At 63.5% G+C, this 17,453-nt stretch carries 21 protein-coding genes; 7 read left to right on the forward strand and 14 right to left on the reverse strand.

Features of this window, described 5'->3' with window-relative positions; genetic code table 11:
• Window positions 1–6 precede the first annotated feature (6 nt).
• Window positions 7–993 (reverse strand): cobaltochelatase subunit CobS, encoded by a 987-nt coding sequence (gene cobS, locus NKH91_RS24115; RefSeq protein ID WP_023721131.1) that lies wholly within the window; start codon window positions 991–993, stop codon window positions 7–9.
• A 123-nt stretch (window positions 994–1,116) separates the two neighbouring features.
• Window positions 1,117–1,746 (reverse strand): J domain-containing protein, encoded by a 630-nt coding sequence (locus NKH91_RS24120; protein ID WP_036238769.1) that lies wholly within the window; start codon window positions 1,744–1,746, stop codon window positions 1,117–1,119.
• Between the two features lie 133 nt (window positions 1,747–1,879).
• Here NKH91_RS24120 and NKH91_RS24125 point away from each other — a divergent pair, with 133 nt between their 5' ends.
• Entirely contained in the window at window positions 1,880–2,182 is a 303-nt protein-coding gene (locus NKH91_RS24125) for a BolA family protein (RefSeq protein ID WP_352885074.1), read from the forward strand.
• A 1-nt stretch (window position 2,183) separates the two neighbouring features.
• On the opposite strand, the gene NKH91_RS24130 is transcribed toward NKH91_RS24125, so the two are convergent.
• From NKH91_RS24130 to NKH91_RS24145, 4 genes are read right to left on the reverse strand one after another with little or no spacing between them, the layout of a single operon-like run.
• On the reverse strand, window positions 2,184–2,993 hold the full coding sequence (locus NKH91_RS24130) for an alpha/beta hydrolase (protein ID WP_352483488.1): 810 nt from the start codon (window positions 2,991–2,993) through the stop codon (window positions 2,184–2,186).
• Between the two features lie 40 nt (window positions 2,994–3,033).
• Window positions 3,034–3,930 (reverse strand): HlyC/CorC family transporter, encoded by an 897-nt coding sequence (locus NKH91_RS24135; RefSeq protein WP_023721135.1) that lies wholly within the window; start codon window positions 3,928–3,930, stop codon window positions 3,034–3,036.
• Window positions 3,927–5,048: a 3-dehydroquinate synthase gene (gene aroB, locus NKH91_RS24140; protein ID WP_352847509.1), complete on the reverse strand. Its 1,122-nt coding sequence runs from the start codon at window positions 5,046–5,048 to the stop codon at window positions 3,927–3,929. The genes NKH91_RS24135 and aroB overlap by 4 nt, the downstream gene beginning before the upstream one ends.
• Window positions 5,045–5,647 (reverse strand): shikimate kinase, encoded by a 603-nt coding sequence (locus tag NKH91_RS24145; RefSeq protein ID WP_352483486.1) that lies wholly within the window; start codon window positions 5,645–5,647, stop codon window positions 5,045–5,047. Before NKH91_RS24145 ends, aroB begins: the two co-directional genes overlap by 4 nt.
• A 162-nt stretch (window positions 5,648–5,809) precedes the next feature.
• Between NKH91_RS24145 and NKH91_RS24150 the strand changes: the two genes are divergently transcribed.
• The 5 genes from NKH91_RS24150 to NKH91_RS24170 all read left to right on the forward strand — a co-directional run bounded on the left by NKH91_RS24150 (window position 5,810) and on the right by NKH91_RS24170 (window position 9,786).
• Window positions 5,810–5,959, forward strand: coding sequence for a hypothetical protein (locus NKH91_RS24150; protein WP_023721139.1), 150 nt, complete (start codon window positions 5,810–5,812; stop codon window positions 5,957–5,959).
• On the forward strand, window positions 5,956–6,873 hold the full coding sequence (locus NKH91_RS24155) for a site-specific tyrosine recombinase XerD (protein ID WP_352847506.1): 918 nt from the start codon (window positions 5,956–5,958) through the stop codon (window positions 6,871–6,873). Before NKH91_RS24150 ends, NKH91_RS24155 begins: the two co-directional genes overlap by 4 nt.
• 99 nt (window positions 6,874–6,972) lie before the next feature.
• The gene (locus NKH91_RS24160) at window positions 6,973–7,923 is read left to right on the forward strand and encodes an acetyl-CoA carboxylase carboxyltransferase subunit alpha (protein WP_023721141.1); all 951 of its coding nucleotides are present in this window, start codon (window positions 6,973–6,975) and stop codon (window positions 7,921–7,923) included.
• Window positions 7,924–8,167: 244 nt separating this feature from the next.
• Window positions 8,168–9,493, forward strand: a complete 1,326-nt coding sequence (locus NKH91_RS24165; RefSeq protein ID WP_352483562.1) for a L,D-transpeptidase family protein — start codon at window positions 8,168–8,170, stop codon at window positions 9,491–9,493.
• A gap of 5 nt (window positions 9,494–9,498) precedes the next feature.
• On the forward strand, window positions 9,499–9,786 hold the full coding sequence (locus NKH91_RS24170) for a sulfurtransferase TusA family protein (RefSeq protein WP_352495635.1): 288 nt from the start codon (window positions 9,499–9,501) through the stop codon (window positions 9,784–9,786).
• Window positions 9,787–9,996: 210 nt separating this feature from the next.
• Here the strand turns inward: NKH91_RS24170 and NKH91_RS24175 are convergent, their stop codons facing one another.
• Window positions 9,997–11,115 carry a CobW family GTP-binding protein gene (locus tag NKH91_RS24175; RefSeq protein ID WP_352495636.1) on the reverse strand — a complete coding sequence of 373 codons (1,119 nt, stop codon included), beginning with the start codon at window positions 11,113–11,115 and terminating at the stop codon, window positions 9,997–9,999.
• A gap of 4 nt (window positions 11,116–11,119) precedes the next feature.
• Window positions 11,120–12,298, reverse strand: a complete 1,179-nt coding sequence (locus tag NKH91_RS24180) for a D-alanyl-D-alanine carboxypeptidase family protein (protein WP_352495645.1) — start codon at window positions 12,296–12,298, stop codon at window positions 11,120–11,122.
• 270 nt (window positions 12,299–12,568) lie between these two features.
• Between NKH91_RS24180 and NKH91_RS24185 the strand changes: the two genes are divergently transcribed.
• Window positions 12,569–13,732: a M20 aminoacylase family protein gene (locus NKH91_RS24185; protein ID WP_352483482.1), complete on the forward strand. Its 1,164-nt coding sequence runs from the start codon at window positions 12,569–12,571 to the stop codon at window positions 13,730–13,732.
• A 72-nt stretch (window positions 13,733–13,804) separates the two neighbouring features.
• Here NKH91_RS24185 and NKH91_RS24190 read toward each other — a convergent pair whose 3' ends face one another.
• From NKH91_RS24190 to NKH91_RS24215, 6 genes are all read right to left on the reverse strand, one after another.
• On the reverse strand, window positions 13,805–13,948 hold the full coding sequence (locus tag NKH91_RS24190) for a glycine zipper domain-containing protein (protein ID WP_352495638.1): 144 nt from the start codon (window positions 13,946–13,948) through the stop codon (window positions 13,805–13,807).
• A 41-nt stretch (window positions 13,949–13,989) separates the two neighbouring features.
• Window positions 13,990–14,280 carry a DUF768 domain-containing protein gene (locus NKH91_RS24195; RefSeq protein WP_023722345.1) on the reverse strand — a complete coding sequence of 97 codons (291 nt, stop codon included), beginning with the start codon at window positions 14,278–14,280 and terminating at the stop codon, window positions 13,990–13,992.
• Between the two features lie 86 nt (window positions 14,281–14,366).
• Window positions 14,367–15,392 carry an alpha/beta fold hydrolase gene (locus tag NKH91_RS24200; RefSeq protein WP_352847642.1) on the reverse strand — a complete coding sequence of 342 codons (1,026 nt, stop codon included), beginning with the start codon at window positions 15,390–15,392 and terminating at the stop codon, window positions 14,367–14,369.
• An 86-nt stretch (window positions 15,393–15,478) separates the two neighbouring features.
• Window positions 15,479–16,003: a TetR/AcrR family transcriptional regulator gene (locus tag NKH91_RS24205; protein ID WP_051409761.1), complete on the reverse strand. Its 525-nt coding sequence runs from the start codon at window positions 16,001–16,003 to the stop codon at window positions 15,479–15,481.
• A 241-nt stretch (window positions 16,004–16,244) separates the two neighbouring features.
• Window positions 16,245–16,775, reverse strand: a complete 531-nt coding sequence (locus tag NKH91_RS24210) for a hypothetical protein (RefSeq protein ID WP_352847502.1) — start codon at window positions 16,773–16,775, stop codon at window positions 16,245–16,247.
• Between the two features lie 121 nt (window positions 16,776–16,896).
• Window positions 16,897–17,223 (reverse strand): DUF1330 domain-containing protein, encoded by a 327-nt coding sequence (locus NKH91_RS24215; protein ID WP_023677873.1) that lies wholly within the window; start codon window positions 17,221–17,223, stop codon window positions 16,897–16,899.
• Window positions 17,224–17,453 lie beyond the last annotated feature (230 nt).

Genomic DNA, 17,453 nt, shown 5'->3' on the forward strand with positions numbered 1-17,453 from the left:
CTCTGCTTAGCCCAGCACCACATTGGCAGCCGATTCCGGCAGATCTTCGCCGAAGGCGCGCTGGTAGAACTCGGCGACCAGCGAGCGTTCCAGCTCGTCGCATTTGTTGAGGAAGGTCAGCCGGAACGCCATGCCGATATTGCCGAAGATCTCGGCATTCTCGGCCCAGGTGATGACCGTGCGCGGGCTCATCACCGTCGACAAATCGCCGTTGATGAAGGCCGAGCGCGTCATGTCGGCGACGCGCACCATCTTGTTGACGATCTCCTTGCCCTTGCCGTCGCGATAGTGCTTGGCCTTGGCCAGCACGATGTTCACCTCATTGTCGTGCGGCAAATAGTTCAGCGTGGTGACGATCGACCAGCGGTCCATCTGCGCCTGGTTGATCTGCTGGGTGCCGTGATAGAGTCCGGTGGTGTCGCCCAGCCCAACCGTGTTGGCGGTCGAAAACAGCCGGAAGGCCGGATGCGGGCGGATGACCCGGCTCTGGTCGAGCAGCGTCAGCCGGCCCGACGATTCCAGCACGCGCTGGATGACGAACATCACGTCCGGACGCCCGGCATCGTATTCGTCGAAGCACAGCGCAACATTGTGCTGATAGGCCCAGGGCAGGATGCCGTCGCGGAATTCGGTGATCTGCAGCCCGTCCTTGACGACGATGGCGTCCTTGCCGACGAGGTCGATACGGCTGACATGGCTGTCGAGATTAACGCGCACGCAGGGCCAGTTGAGGCGGGCGGCGACCTGCTCGATATGCGTCGATTTGCCGGTGCCGTGATAGCCCGACACCATGACCCGGCGGTTGTAGGCAAAGCCGGCGAGGATCGCCATGGTCGTGTTCTTGTCGAACAGATAGTCCGGGTCGATGTCGGGCACATGCTCGCTCGTCACCGAATAGGCCGGCACCACCATCTTGGAGTCGAAGCCGAATGTCTCCTTCACCGACACCGTGGTGTCGGGCAGGTTGGCGATATCGCGATCGACCTTGTTCATCTCTATCAACGTCTCCACAAGCGAAACGCCGCGTTTCGCTGGCAATCGATTTTGTTCGGGGGCGGTCTTAGAGCCTTTTCCAACCTTATGAAAGTTGGAAAGCGACACGAACCGTAAGGTCGCTCAGCACAAACCTGCCTGCTTGAGCACGCGATAGGCCTGGAGCACATCGCGGAACCGGTCTTCCGAACCTCTGTCGCCGCCATTCGCATCCGGATGGTGGCGTTTCACAAGTTCCTTATAGCGCGCCTTGATATCCTTGCCAGTCGCCTTTGTATCAAGGCCAAGCGTTTCCAGTGCCTTGGCCTCAAGCGGCTTGGCCTTGCGCTCGCGTGCTTCGCGCGGGTCCTTCGGGCCTTTGAACAGATCGAACGGATCGCGCATGCGGTTGTAGTAGCCGGCGCGACCGGAGCGCGCCTGGGCGAAGTCGGGCGAGGAGCGTGTCGAAGCACCGTTGACGCCCATTTTCCAGGTCGGCCGGTGGCCGGTCATGGCCTCCTTCTGGAAGCGGGCAATCTCGGTGTCGGGAACGCCCGAGAAATAATTGAAGCCCTTATTGTACTCGCGCACATGATCGAAGCAGAACTGGAAGTACTCGCCTTCCTTCATGCGTCCGACCGGGGCGCGGTGGGTGCCGGCCTCCTTGCAGCCATCCCACTGGCAGATCGGTGAGCGCGACTTCAGCTCCGCGTCCTTCTCCGGGCGGATGCGAATCTTTTCGAAATATTTTGGGTACGGCTTCATCTCACCCATTTATGGGCTGTTCGCTGATGCGAAACAAGAATTGACATTTTCGCGATGATCGCCCTAACCGCTGAATCGCGGCATAAAACCGGCGAACGGCGAATTTTGTGCGATGACATAGATGTGGTGAAGGGAAGCGGCGATGTCCACACAGGCAACGATGGAAGACAAGCTGAAAAAGGCGTTTTCGCCGGAACGGCTGGCCGTCATCAACGAAAGCCATCTCCATGCCGGCCATCATCATCTGGATTCCGGCCATCACGCCACCTTCGACGGCGCCGGCGAGACGCATTTCCGCGTCCGCATCGTCGCGCCCGCCTTTGCCGGCATGAGCCGCGTCGAACGCCACCGCGCCGTCAACGCATTGCTGGCCGAGGAATTGAAATCCGGCGTCCATGCCCTGGCGATCGAGCCGGCGGCGCCCGGCGAAAAGACCCGCTGGTAACTCAGCCGAGGCTCGCCCTCAGGAAAGCCATCACCGCGGCGGTCAACGCATCGCCTTCGGTGCCGAAGTCGCGATTGATCGACATGTGCGAATAGGCGCTGCCATCGAACAGCGTGACCCTGGTTCCGGTGGCGCCCAGACGCCCGGCAAAGGCCTGCGCGTCCGCCGCGCGGGTTTTCGCCCGCGAATAGGCGATGAACGTCGGCGGATGCTTGCGGCCGTCGACATAGGTGACCGGCGACAGCGCCCGCCACTGCGCCGGATCGGGAAAGGCGCGGGCATAGACCCCTGCCATGCCGCCGCTCCTGGCCAACGCCTCCAGATCATAGGCCCTGGTATCGTCGAGGACCAGCGCCGCGACGCCGGGCAGGCCGCCGCGCAGGCCGGTCAGCGCGACGAGATGGCAGCCGGCCGAATGGCCCATCGCGACGATCCGGTCCGGATCGCCGCCATGGCTGGCGATGTTGGCGCGGACGTAGCGATACGCCAGTTCGACATCGGCGGCCTGGGTGGCGACGTCGGCTTCAGGCAGCATCCGGTAGTCGATCGAGACGAAGCAGAAGCCATTGTCGAGCAGGAATTGCGGCTTGGAGTTGACGTTGTTGCGGTTGCCGACCCGCCAGGCGCCGCCATGGACGAAAAAGACGACCGGCAGGCCGCTTGCGCCATCGCGGGAATAAATGTCGAGCTTGGCCGGCCCATAGTCGAAGGTTTCGGGTGATGGCGGACGCAGCTGCAATGCCGCTGCAGCCTGACCCGGCAGCAGCGCCGCCATCGACACCAGAAGCAGGGTTCGCCGATCGATTGTCATAGACTCCTGACTGCCCACGGCTGCCATAAGGCGTGCACTGTCATTCGCCAAGCATCGCCGGCTTGATCCTCAGCCGCGCGATCCGATTCTTGTCGCGTTTCATGACGACGAAGCGCTTGCCGTGAAACGTAAAGGCCTGCTTTTCGTCCGGAATCGACTGCGCCTCGTGGATGACAAGGCCGGCAATGGTGGTGGCTTCCTCGTCCGGCAGGTTCCAGTCGAGCGCCCGGTTGAGGTCGCGGATCGACACCGTGCCGTCGACGACGACGGAGCCGTCGGCTTCCTGCTTGACGCCCTGGATGTCGATGTCGTGCTCGTCGGCGATCTCGCCGACGATCTCCTCGATGATGTCCTCCAGCGTCACCAGTCCCTCGACCTCGCCATATTCGTCGACGACGATGGCGAAATGCGCCTTGCGGCGCAGGAAGGCGTTGAGCTGCTCCTGCAGCGTCGTGGTGTCGGGCACGAACCACGGCCGCGACGCGATCTTCATCACGTCGATCCTGGAGAAATCATTGCCGACCTCGTTCAGCGCGCGCAGCAGGTCCTTCGCGTGCAGCACGCCGACGATGTTGTCGAGCGAGCCCTTCCACAGCGGCATGCGGGTATGCGGGCTCTGCAGGATCTCGCGCACCACCGCTTCCGGCGGGTCGTCGGCGTTGACCGAGCGCATATTGGTGCGGTGGACCATCACGTCCGACACTTCGAGCTCCTCAAGGTCGAACAGGCCGCCAATGCGGGCACGATCCTCGCGCACCACCTGGCCGTCGCGGCGGAAATCGTCGACGGCGCCACGCAATTCCTCATGCGTCGAGCGCTGCGGCTCGATACGCTGCAACTCGTAGCCGAAGGCGGCGAACAGGTGCCGACGCAAGACGAAGCCCAGCAGGCCGAGGCCGGCAAGCGCAGCAGCCGCGATCCAGCCGGCCTGGCTCATCCCGGATGGTTCTCCCCGAGGAACGCCAGCACTTCCGAGGCCGGCACATCCCTGGCGATGAAGGCCTGACCGATGCCGCGCGTCAGGATGAAGGTCAGCGCGCCGCGCGACACCTTTTTGTCCTGGGTGATGAAGGAGAACAGCTTTTCGGCGTCAGGCAATTCGCCTGGAATGTCGGCCATGCACCACGGCAGGCCGACGATGCGAAGGTGCGCCTCGACGCGCGCCGCATCGTCGGGGCTCGCCAAATTGAGCCTTGAAGAAAAACGGTGCGCCAGCGCCATGCCGATGGCAACGCCCTCGCCATGCACCAGCCGCGTGCCGTCATAGCCGGTCGCCGCCTCGAGCGCGTGACCGAAGGTGTGGCCGAGATTGAGCAGCGCACGGTCGCCGGTCTCGAATTCGTCGCGTGCAACGACGTCGGCCTTGGCGCGACAGGCCTCGGCAATCGCTTTTGCCCGCTCCGGCCCGCCGGCAAACACGCGAGACCAGTTTTCCTCCAGCCAGGCGAAGAACTCCGGCCGGTCGATCAGCCCGTATTTGGCCAGTTCGGCATAGCCGGCGCGAAACTCGCGGATCGGCAGCGTGTCGAGCACTTCGGTGTCGGCCAGTACCAGCCTCGGCTGGTGAAACACCCCGACCAGGTTCTTGCCGCGCTTGCTGTTGATGCCGGTCTTGCCGCCGACGGAGGAATCGACCTGCGCCAGCAGCGAGGTCGGGATTTGCACGAAGTTCATGCCGCGCCGCGCGATGCCGGCGGCAAAGCCGGCGAGGTCGCCGATGACGCCGCCGCCGAGCGCGACGACGACATCGCCACGCTCCAGCTTGGCGGCCAGCACGCCGTCGACCACCTCTTCCAGGTGCGCAAAGCTCTTGGTCTTTTCGCCAGGCGGCAGCGTGATGACTGCATGTTGGATGCCACCGCTTGCCAGGCCGGCCGCAAGCGTTGCGAGATGCGCGCTAGCGACGTTTTCGTCGGTGACGACCGCCGCCCTTGTGCCCGGCAGACGGCGCGCAATTTCGGCGCCGGCGCGTGACAGCAGGCCGGGGCCGATCAAAATGTCGTAGGTACGCTCGCCAAGCCCGACTTCGACAGAGACCGTTGCATCAGCGCTCACGACCGCACCTCGTCGATGTCGGCAACGCCGAGATGGCCGCGCAGCGCGTCCACCACTTCGGCGGCAATGATCTCCTTGCGGTCGTCGCGGGTCGGCACGATGACATCGGCCGCGGCGTAAACCGGGTAGCGTTCCGCCATCAGCCGCTCCAGCACCCCCCGGGGATCGGCGCTTTTCAGCAGCGGCCGGTTCTGCTTCTTGGAAACGCGCTCCATCAACAGGTCGATCTCGGCCTTCAGCCAGACCGAAACGCCATGGCTGGCGATCGCCTCGCGCGTCTGCGCATTCATGAAGGCGCCGCCGCCGGTCGACAGCACCTGGGGCCCGTGCTCCAGCACGCGCAGGATGACGCGCTGCTCCAGTGCCCGGAACTCCGCCTCGCCATAGCGCTCGAACAGGTCCGGGACGCTCATGCGCGAAACACTTTCGATCTCCTGGTCGCTGTCGATAAAGGGTAGCGCCAGCATCGCCGCCACCTTGCGGCCGATCGCCGTCTTGCCGGCGCCCATCAGCCCGACAAAGACGATGGAACGGTCGCCCAGCCGGCCGAGCAGCGCGGCATGGCTCTCGCCCGGAGGGTTTGCTGGTAACGCGTTCATGTTTCTAGGGCCTCTTTGCCGGCGTATCGACATCAAAAGCCTGTTTGCGTCAAGCGCGGCGCGCCCGGGACCTGTTATCGGCTTCACCCTTGAATTGGTGGGATTGGCGTCTCATAAGGGCACAGGGTTGGAAATGCAGAACAAGACGACGGGCGAAAATTAATGCCGACACTGTTTCGCTTTGTCGTGACGCTCGTGATTCTGGCCGGCATTGTCTACGGCGCGATGTTCGCCCTGGTCATGTTCGTCGAGCCGAGAAAGGCGGAAATGAGCGTGCGTATCCCTCCGGAAAAGCTCAATCCCAAAAAATGAACAGCGCCGCCCGCATCGAAGCCTTTCTCGAGATGATGAGCGCCGAGCGCGGCGCTGCCGAAAACACGCTTTCCTCCTATCGCCGCGACCTCGAGGACGCTTCCGCCGGGATCGGCGGCGGGCTCGCCGCTGCCACCAGCACCGACATCCGTGCCTATCTCGACGACATCGCCGCGCGCGGCTTTGCCGCCACCTCGCAGGCGCGCAAATTGTCGGCAATCCGTCAGTTCTTCAAGTTCCTCTACGCCGAAGGCCTGCGCGGCGACGATCCGACCGGCACGCTGGACAGCCCGAAGAAAGGCCGGCCGCTGCCGAAGACGATGAGCGAGGCCGATACCGGCCGGCTGCTCGACCGCGCCACGCGGGAGGCGATCGACCCCTCGCTCAACGACGACGACAGCCTGGCGGCGCTGCGCCTGCACGCACTGGTCGAGGTCCTCTACGCCACCGGCCTGCGGGTTTCGGAGTTGGTCAGCCTGCCGGTGACGGTGGCGCAGCGCGACGACCGCTTCTTCATGGTGCGCGGCAAGGGCAACAAGGAACGCATGGTGCCGCTGTCGGCCAAGGCGCGCACGGCGATGCGGACCTGGCTTGCCGCACGGGCGGCGGTGCCGGCTCTTGCCGACAGCCCGTTCCTGTTTCCGGCCGCCTCCGAAAACGGCTATCTCTCGAGACAGGTCTTTGCCCGCGAGCTGAAAGGGCTTGCCGCGCGAGCCGGCATTGCCGCGGCGAAGATATCGCCGCATGTGCTGCGCCATGCTTTCGCCAGCCATCTGCTGCAGAACGGCGCCGATCTCAGGGCCGTGCAGCAGCTGCTCGGCCATGCCGATATTTCAACGACGCAGATCTACACCCATGTGCTGGAGGAGCGGCTGGTGCGTCTGGTCAACGATCATCATCCGCTTGCCGACTAGGCGTCATGTCGCTATGTGAGAACGACGTTCCACCGCGCCCAGCCTGCATTTTCGGGCTTGCGTCAGTCATTGCCTTCCGACTTGCCGGTTCGCCCAAGAATGTACAATTACCTCGATTTCGAAAAGCCTGTGCAGGATCTCGAAGGCAAGATCCTCGAGCTGAAGAAGCTTGCCGAGAACGGTGAGGCGGTCGACGTCGGCGATGAGATCGCCCGTCTCGAGAAGCGCTCACGCGATGCGCTGCGCGACGCCTATAAGGCGCTAACGCCATGGCAGAAGGTGCAGGTGGCGCGCCATCCGGACAGGCCGCATTGCATCGACTACATCAAGGGCCTGCTTACCGATTTCACGCCGCTCGCCGGCGACCGCAATTTCGGCGAGGACCAGGCGATCGTCGGCGGCTTCGCCCGCTTCCGTGGCGAGCCGGTGGCGATCATCGGCCAGGAAAAAGGTTCCGACACGGCAAGCCGGCTGAAGCATAATTTCGGCTCGGTGCGGCCGGAGGGCTACCGCAAGGCGGTACGGCTGATGGAACTCGCCGACCGCTTCCAAATCCCGCTGCTGACGCTGGTCGACACTGCCGGCGCCTATCCCGGCGTCAACGCCGAAGAGCGCGGCCAGGCGGAAGCCATCGCCCGCTCGACCTCAGCCTGCCTTGGCCTGAAGGTGCCGTCGATCTCGGTGGTGATCGGCGAAGGCGGCTCCGGCGGCGCCATAGCGATCGCCACCGCCAACCGCGTCTACATGCTCGAACACGCCATCTATTCGGTGATCTCGCCGGAGGGCGCCGCCTCGATCCTGTGGCGCGACACCACCCGGTCCAGGGATGCTGCGACCAACATGAAGATCACGGCGCAGGATCTGCTGGAGCTGAAGATTATCGACGCCATCGTCGCCGAACCGCTCGGCGGTGCCCATCGCGCCCCCGAAACGGTGATTGCCGCCACCGGCGACCTCATCGCCAGGACGATGAAGGAATTTTCCGGCGCCAACACCGACTTCCGCGAGCATCGCCGCGAGAAATACCTGGCGATGGGCCGCAATCTGTAGCCAACGCAGGTGCGCGGCCTGAAATGTGACGGCGTGGAGCAATTTCGCCACAAAAATGCCGCTGCGTTCGTCACAGTGAGCTTGCCGTAAGGGACGCGCCAATTTCGTTTGGGGCAAGAGGGCTGCTTGGCGCAAGGTCGCTTGCGGTAAGGAATTTTCAAGGTTAACGGGCTTAAGGTCCGTCAGTGGTCAGTTTAGCAGCCGCGGCATCCGCGGCGCAGAGATGAAGACGATAGCCATATCCATGTTTGCCAAGCTTGCCCGCACCGGAGTTCTGATCGCTGCGATCGGCGTCGCCGGCTGCAATGATGCTTCGATGAAGGATTTTGCACCGCAGGCCAACAAGCCGCTGCCGGACAAGATCCTGGCCGAGATGAGGGCCAAGGGCATGGTCCGCACCTCTTCGGTGATGGCCCGCATCTTCAAGGAAGAAGGCAAGCTCGAAATCTGGAAGGCCAAGACCAACGGCCGCTACGACCTGGTCGCCAGCTACGACATCTGCAAATGGTCGGGCAAGCTCGGGCCGAAGTTCACCGAAGGCGACCGCCAAGCGCCGGAAGGCTTTTACACGGTCCGCCCGGCGCAGATGAACCCGCGGTCGAATTATCACCTGTCCTTCAACATCGGCTACCCGAACGCCTATGACCGCGCCAATGGCCGCACTGGTTCCAACCTGATGGTCCATGGCGCCTGCTCGTCGTCGGGCTGCTATTCGATGACCGACGCGCAGATCGAGCAGATCTACGCTTTCGGTCGTGACGCCTTCCAGGGCGGCCAGACCGAGTTCCAGATCCAGGCTTTTCCGTTCCGCATGACTGCAGCCAACATGGCGCGCTACCGCAACGACCCGAACTACGAATTCTGGAAGATGCTGAAGGTCGGCTACGACAATTTCGAAGTCACCAAGGTGCCGCCGAAAGTCGACGTCTGCGAGAAGCGCTACGTCTTCAACCAGGTTGCGGCCGACGGCTCGACCTTTAATCCGACCGGCGCTTGCCCTGCGACCACCCAGCCCGATTCACTGAAGAGCGCCATCAACGCCTATCAAAGCACCTATGAGGCGGCCTTCAACGGCGCCGTCAAGGCCAGCGTGCCGGCACCCAAGCCGACCATCGCCGGGATCAAGGAAGCCAGCATCGTTTCCGACTGGTCGAAACGGCGTGCCCGCGGCGAACGCGTGCCGATCGAGCCGCCGTCGCTCAACCCAGACGGCACGGTGACCGAGACGGCGCGCATGGGCCGCGTCGATTCGCCGGCCGGCCGCAAGATGGCGGCACTCGACGCCGAAAAGGCCGCCAAGCAGAAGGCCGAGGAACAAAGGCTAGCCGCCATTGAAGCGGCCAAGGCCGCCAAAGAGGCAGCCAAGGCGCAGGCGCTGGCCGAGAAGGAAGCGGCCAAGGCGCAGGCACTGGCTGAAAAGGAAGCTGCCAAGACCGCCGCCGAGATGCCTGTCGCCACCGCCACTGTAGCGCCATCGGAGGCCGCCCCGGCAGTCGAAACGCAGGCTGCGGACGCCGAAAGCACGGCGACAAGGTTGAAGAAAAAGCTGCTCGGCATGTTTGGCGGCTGAGCTTCATGCTTGAACAAGAAGATGGGGGCCAAGGAGGCAGGCCCTCAACCAGCCCCGCCGCCGTCTACGACCTCAAAGGTCTGAACTGCCCGTTGCCCGCGCTCAAGGCCAAAAAGCGCTTGGCCGCAATGCAGCCGGGTAGCCGCCTCTGGCTCGAAACCACCGACCCCCTCGCCGTCATCGACATCCCCGCCTTCTGCGCCGAGAGCGGCCATCGGCTGATCGAAACGGCGGCAATATCGGGCGGCCACCGCTTCCTGGTCGAGCGCGGCGGCGGCCGAGCCTGGACTTAGCTCGTTCTGCTGACGGTGCGCTGCCCCTCATCTGCCTGCCGGCATCTTCTCCCCGTATAGTGACGGGGAGAAGGGGCTGGCCGCAACTTTGGCGCTCTTTCTGCGGCGCTGGAGATTGGCGAAATCGTCGATGAGAGCGTCCTTCTTGAGAGGATGCCGGCAGGCAGATGAGGGGCAGCGCGGCGTTCGACTTAAAACTGATGAAAGCCTCTACCGCCCGGCAATAGCCAGCGGGTTGCTTTCCAGTGCCGCGCGGTCCGGCGTGTCGATCGACGGCCGGTTGGTGAAGGCGGCGAACAGCCGGCGGATATAGTCTTCCGGCATGTCGAGCGTGATCAGCACCAGCCTGGTGCCGCGCTGGCTGTCCGGCCAGGCCGGCAGTTGCACCGGCGGATGCAGGATCTTCTGCACGCCATGGATAACCAGCGGCCGCGACGGGTCTTCTGCAAGCTCGATGACGCCCTTCATCCGCAACAGGCGCTCGCCATGCGCCGAGCGCAGCAGATCGAGGAACATCTCGATTGCCGAAAACGGCACCGGCCCGTCATGAACCACCGAATACGCGCGGATGCGGGAATCGTGCCTGTGGCCATGGTCATGGTGACCGTGGTCGGCATGACCATGACCGCTGTGGTCATGGCTGCCAACATCATGGTCGTGGCCGGCTTCTTCGCCGAGCCAACGCTGCACATCGACGGATTTGGTGGCCGGATTGTAGAGGCCGCAATCGAACAGGGTCGCGGCGCTTGCCTGGCTCGCGTCGAGCACCACGGCACCCGGGTTGAGCTGCCTGAGCCGCGCCCGCAACGCCTCCGCGTCGCCTGCATCCGTGGCCAGGTCGGCCTTGCTGAGCACGATGCGATCGGCGACGGCCACCTGCTTCACCGCCTCGACATGGGCATCGAGCGTCGCATTGCCGTTGACGGCGTCGACCAGGGTGATGACGCCGTCGAGCCGGAAGGCCTGGACCAGGGCCGGGTGCGCCATGATCGACTGCAGCACAGGGGCGGGATCGGCGAGCCCGGTGGTCTCGACGACAACGCGGGCAAGCCGGTCGATGCGGCCGGTCTGCAGCCGGTCGACGAGGTCGGCCAACGTGTCGACCAGCTCGCCGCGCACCGTGCAACAGAGGCAGCCGTCGGAAAGCTGGATGATGCCATCGGACGCCTGCTCGACCAGAAGGTGGTCGATCGCCACTTCGCCGAACTCGTTGATGATGACGGCGGTGTCGGCGAGCGCGGGATTCCGGAGCAGCCGGTTGAGCAGCGTCGTCTTGCCGGCGCCGAGAAAGCCGGTGAGCACCGAAACGGGGATCGGGAAGCCGGCCATACGGCTAGTTCAGCGCCTTGGCCGGCCGTTGGACCTGCGCGGCGGTGGTGGACCCGGCCACGGCCGGCTCGGCGCCGGCCGGCGGCGCCCGGTCCGGCCGCCATGTCGGCAGCGGCACGTCGGCATATTCCTTCCCGGAGGCATCGAGCATCGCCTTCGGCTTCGGCCCCGTGGCGCCGCCGAGGCCGACGGCGATCAGCGTCGGCACATGGCCCAGCTTTTCCTGATAGGGCGATTTCGGCACGTCCTTGCCCTTGTCGCCGACGGCGGGTGCGGCTTCCGACTGCTCCTCGACCGGCTTCTTCTTGCAGATCTCGTCGTTCATGTCGTTGGCCGACATGGTGTCGCCATAGGCAGGCAGCGCTGCGACCGTCAGCCAACTCGGGGCCGGGGTTGCAAAGCCCTGGTCGAGCAGTTTTGCCGCCGCCTCGGCGCGGGTGACGGCCGATTGCTCGCCGAGCACCACGGCGACCAGGGTGCGGCCGTTGCGGGTAGCCGAGCCGATCATGTTGAAACCGGACGAGCAGACGAAACCGGTCTTCATGCCGTCGGCACCCGGATAGCGGCCGATCAGGAGGTTGTAGTTGGAGATCGCCTTCTTGCCGACGGCAAGGCCTTCGATCGAGAACCAGGGGGCATATTGCGGAAATTCCTTGCGGATCGCCATCACCAGCAAAGCGAGATCGCGCGCTGTCGTATACTGGTCCGGCGAATAGAGCCCGTTCGGATTGACGAAATGGGACCCGCTCATGCCGAGCCTCCGCGCCTCCGCATTCATGCGTTCGGCAAAGGCCGCTTGCGAACCGCCGATATTCTCGCCGACCGCCATGGCGATATCGTTGGCCGATTTGACCAGCATCATCTTCAGCGCATTGTCCAGCCGCATCACCGAACCCGGCTTGAAGCCCATCTTGCTCGGCGGCTCGCCGGCGGAATGTTTCGTCACCTTGATCGGCGAATCGAGCTGGACCTCGCCCGCGGCAATCGCACGAAACGCCACATAGGCGGTCATCAGCTTGGTCAGCGATGCCGGGTACCAGCGCCTGAACGCCTCCTGATGCTGCAGGATCTTGCCGCTGTTCAGGTCGAACAGGATGGTCGGATTGGCCAAGGCAGGCCCGGCCAGCGCCGCAAGCACCACCGCGCCCGCCACCAACAGTTTGAGGAAATGCCTATAGCGCATCATGAAAACCGAAATAGCCTCTTGCCGCAGTCGCCCCTGGCTCCGTAAGATTTCGTTACACGATCGCCAGGATAATGGTCCGGCTCTCTGTTCCCGGACCACAGTCGCGGTGCTATTTACTCTATGTGACGTCAACATGGCAAAGTGCTGCCGATCACAATGTGGAAGCAGCAGCACAATGCAAAGCAGCGTGCATGGTTGCAGGGCAGCAGGCACAATTGCACAGCAGCAGGTCAAGACCGCCTGCTCCAACAGCGAAATGGAACCATCATGCCGATCCTGAACCGAGCCGCCGAAATGCAGGATGAGGTGGCCGGCTGGCGCCGCCATTTGCATCAGACGCCGGAGCTGAATTTCGACGTCTTCAAGACCGCCGCCTTCGTCACCGAGAAGCTGAAGGCTTTCGGCTGCGACGACATCGTGACGGGTTTGGGCAAGACCGGCGTCGTCGGCATCATCCGCGGCCGCCACGGCGAAGGCTCGACGATCGGCCTGCGCGCCGACATGGACGCCCTGCCGCTCAACGAGATCAGCGGCAAATCCTATGCCTCGACCGTCCCGGGCAAGATGCACGCTTGCGGTCATGACGGCCACACCGCGATGCTTTTGGGTGCCGCCAAATACCTCGCCGAAACACGCAATTTCGCCGGCTCCGTCGCGGTTATCTTCCAGCCGGCCGAAGAGGGCGGCGGCGGCGGCAACGAGATGGTCAAGGACGGCATGATGGAGCGCTTCGGCATCTCCAAGGTGTTCGGCATGCACAACATGCCGGGCCTGCCGGTCGGCCAGTTCGCCATCAGGCCGGGTCCGATCATGGCGGCGACCGCCGAATTCACCATCACCGTCAAGGGCCGGGGCGGCCACGCGGCGATGCCGCACGGCACCATCGATCCGATCGTCATCACCAGCCAGCTTGTCGGCGCATTGCAGACGATCGCCTCGCGCAGCACCGATCCGGTCGAGGCGGTGGTCGTCTCGGTGACGAAATTCCATGCCGGCGACGCCTATAACATCATTCCCGAGAGCGCCGAGATCGCCGGCACCGTACGCACGCTGAAGAAGGAGGTCGCCAAGAAGGCTGAAGAGCGCATCCGCGCGCTTTGCCAAGGCGTGGGCGCTGCCTTCGGCGCGACAATCGAGGTTGATTACAATGCCAACTACCCCGTCACCTTCAACCATCCGGAAGAGACGGTCTTTGCCAGCGACATCGCGGCCGACGTCGCCGGCGACAGCCATGTGCACCGCGCCATCCAGCCGGTGATGGGCGGCGAGGATTTCTCCTACATGCTGGAAGCGCGGCCGGGCGCCTTCATCTTCATCGGCAATGGCGATACCGCCGGCCTGCACAACCCGGCCTACGACTTCAACGACGAGGTCATCCCGCACGGCATGAGCTATTGGGTGAAGCTGGCGGAGACGGCGCTGGCGGCGTAGCCGTTCGGCATCGGCGGTGGGGCGACCGCCGCACCTCTGGGCGGCAAAATCGGGCAGGACATGTTCTGCTGGTCACTTCCGGCCGGACGACTTCCGGGCAAGGCCGAAGGCAATGCCCAGAGCAATACCTATACCACTGCCCGCAACAATGTTGTCCAACACGACGCCGATGGCCACGCCGATCACGACGCCGAGCGTGAGGTGTTTGGCATCCATTATGCCCGGTCATGTAGCGTGGAAGGGAAGAGCCGCAACCGCTACGGTCCGCTCTTCGGATCCTCGACCTCCAGCGCCTCCATAACCGGCGCCAGCTCATTGTCGTCGGCAGCCTGCGGCTCTTCGCCTGTCCTTGCCTTCTTCAGGGCTGCCTCGATCGCCTCCTGGATGTTGCCGAGCTCGTCTTCGCGAACCTCGTGGCCGTAGCCGGCAGCATCGGCATCCTGCTCGAATTGCTGCGCCAGGACGGCGACGCTCACCTCGCTCTCGGCCGGCAGATTGCCGACATTCTCCTGCAGCCAGGTTTCAAAGAACTCTTTTGTGGCGCTCATGAGGTGTCTCCTTCGGGACACTAAAGCGCGCCGGCATCCCGAAAGTTCCGCTATCTTAACCGTCTTTGCACCGCTCGCCATGTCGGCTACGCAGGAACCCGCCGCTTCAACCAATCGACCATTAGCGTGGTGACTTCGCCCGGCTTCTCCTGCTGTGACCAATGTCCACAGCCGGCGACCACATGTTTTTCGAGATCGGCGATGTGGGCGTCCATTCCATCCATCATCGCTGGAGATAACACGACGTCGTCCTCAGCGCCGATCATGAGCGAAGGCACTTTTATCGTCTGGTCGACATTCAAGCCGGCTCTCCAATTGCGGGACAAGTTGCGGTACCAGTTGATGCCCGGCGTGAAACCGGTGCGCCCGAAGCTCTCGGCATAGAAAGCAAGCTCGTCAGGCGTCAGGATCAGCTCGCCGGGCAGCGTCTTCGGCTCCGGCTGCGAGAGCGCCTGTAGGAATGTCATGTGTCGGGCCTGCGGCGGCAGCTTGGCGTATTGCGCGGCGGTGATAACACCCTTGCGCATATTGCTCCTGAACACCCGCGCCACGTCGTGCGCCATCAAACGGTCCGCGAGATCACCATCTTCGAACATCAGCACATACATGTCGGGATTGTAGACTTCGCGCATCTGCGCGATCGGGTCTTTTGCCGGGTTGGCAACGAACGGCTTGTCCGGGGCGGTCAGCCCCTTGGTGAGGCTCGGATGCAGCCACAGCATTTCATGGGGAATGAATGGCGTGTTGACACCGATGACGCCAGTGACCCGGCTCTGATGCAAAAGCGGCATCTGCCATGCGACCAGGCCGCCCCAGTCATGGCCCGCGAACACGGCCTTTTCGACGCCGAGAGCATCGAGGAGACCGACGAGATCGCCGGTCAGGTGGACCATGTCATAATCCTCGACCTTGGACGGCCGGTCGGTCAGACCATATCCGCGCTGGTCGGGAACAATGACGTGGTAGCCGGCGGCCGCGAGCGGCGCGATCTGGTGACGCCAGGAAAAGGCGAGTTCGGGAAAGCCGTGCAGCAAAACAACCGCCGGTCCCTTGCCGGCTTCATAAACAGCCATATCGATGCCGTTGGAGCGAACGTATCGGACCGGCGGCATGGCCGGCGACGCGCCAAAGACCGGCAGGCAAGGCGCAAGAAGACTGCCGGCGGTGCCGAGAAGCACCGCCCTGCGGGAAAGGGTGATCATGGCAGAAGTTTCCTTAGCTGCTCGAATTCTGATCGAATGACGGCCGGGCAGGCCGAGACGTCTCGGCCGGCGCGGATCAGCACGAGAATGCCTTGGTAGAGAAGCAGAAGCCTGACGACGTGGAGATCGACCTGCCCTCCACCGATCTGGCGCTCCACGACCTGCCGGATGGCGGCTTCCAGCACGGCGAAGCCTTCCGCGAGACCTTCCGAGGCGACCGACGGTTGCGCACCGAACTCGACAGCAGCGTTCGTTAACAAACAGCCGAGGTCGCCGGATTCCGGGGCGGGCAGCAACAACGACAGGAACAACTGTTCCAAACCATCCAGATCGCTTGCTTCGCCGATGTAGGTCTCGATACGGTGTCGGATGACGGCATCGATATAGTGGCCGAAGGCCGCCCGATAGAGACCTTCCTTGTCGCCAAAGGCATTGTAGATCGAGCCAGACGTCAGGCCGGTGGCATCGCTCAGATCCTTGATCGAAATTCCCGCGAAACCGGCCCGTCGAAACGCGTTCATCGCGTCCCCCAGCACAGTGGCTTCGTCAAATAGTCGCGGTCTGGTCATGGAGCAACCCAATGTAAAATGATCATTCTAGAATGAGCATTTTACATCGCCAGTCAAGCGACTCTTTTTGCAAAGACAGCTCGATGGGCACACAGGCACGCCAACGATGCCAGGTTGCATCGCGATCTCCCGGAGCTTGGCCCCTCTGTGAGATTAAAAACCAGGCGGCGTTGGCGCCGCCTGGCCCGGCTGCTTACTGGCTGGCAGCAGTCGTCGGTTCGCACGACACGTTCGGGTTCATGTCGGCGAACGCGCCGGTCGGGTTGCCCTTCCAGGCCCAGACATGCAGCTCGTAAAACGGGCCGAGGCCATAGCGGTTGGGCGCGCTGTTGAAGTTGAACAGATGCCCATCGAGCGAGGCCGGGCCTTTCGAGGTGATGTATTCGACCGCGATCAGTTTTAGCGTGCCGTCGGCCATCGGCTCGTACATCACCGCTTCGGGCTTGGCGACATCGACAGCGTCGTCCTTGAGGTAGCCGGGATTGACGTAGTGGATGCCCATGGCGCCGCCGGTGATGCCGCTGGCGCAGGGGATCGGCGCATAGCCCTCGGCGGTCGCCGCCGCCACATTCTCGAAGCGGCTGTTGGCGGCGCGTACCTTGTCGGCCAGCGGATTGGGACCGGACACGGGCGCTGCCTGATGCGCCTGCGCCAATGCAGTGCAGGCCGACAGCAGCGCCGCGGCAGCGAGGAATTTGTTGCGAAAGTTGATTGTCATAGTCATTCCATTCTTCTTGAAAAGCACAGCCCGGGCGGCCGCCGGAAGTAAGGAGGTCCGGCAGGTGGGCGCTGTGGCTGTTGTTGCTGGGAGATCCCTGTCCCGATGCGACAAATGCAGGGGAAGATCATCCCTTCGGCAGATACGGGATGGTTCCGGCCAGATCGGAGTTGTCGATCAGCTGGAAACGGCTGTCGCTGCCGCCCTGACGGGCCGAAACAAAGGGTGCGTAGGCGGGATCGTCGGTGAAGGCGCGCGCCGCGGCCTCGGTCGGGAACGCCATCAAGGCAATCAGCGTCGTGTCGAGCGGCTTGCCTTCGAGCGTCTTCACATTGCCGCTGCGCGACAGATATCTGCCGCCGTGCTTGTGAACGAGGTCGTGGACCGACGCGGCATAGGCCGGCATCCACTTCGGGTCCCTCACCTTGATGTCTGCGATAACGTAAGCGGTCATGGGTCATGTCTCCTGGTCGTGCACAGGGGTATCCCGTGCAGCGGCAGAGGGGTCGCATGGCAAGGCCGGCGCCAGCCAGTCCGCGATCTGTACTGGTGCGGCGAATTCGAAATTCGCATTCACTTTGGAGCAACGCAGCGAGCGAATTTCGGATTCAAAAGCCACACCAGCAAGTGCTTGGATTTCCAGTGTGGTTTTGGATTTGAAGTTCCTAACGCTGATGCCACCCA

The organism is Mesorhizobium sp. M0894 (assembly GCF_040319725.1).
Classification (GTDB): Bacteria; Pseudomonadota; Alphaproteobacteria; order Rhizobiales; family Rhizobiaceae; genus Mesorhizobium.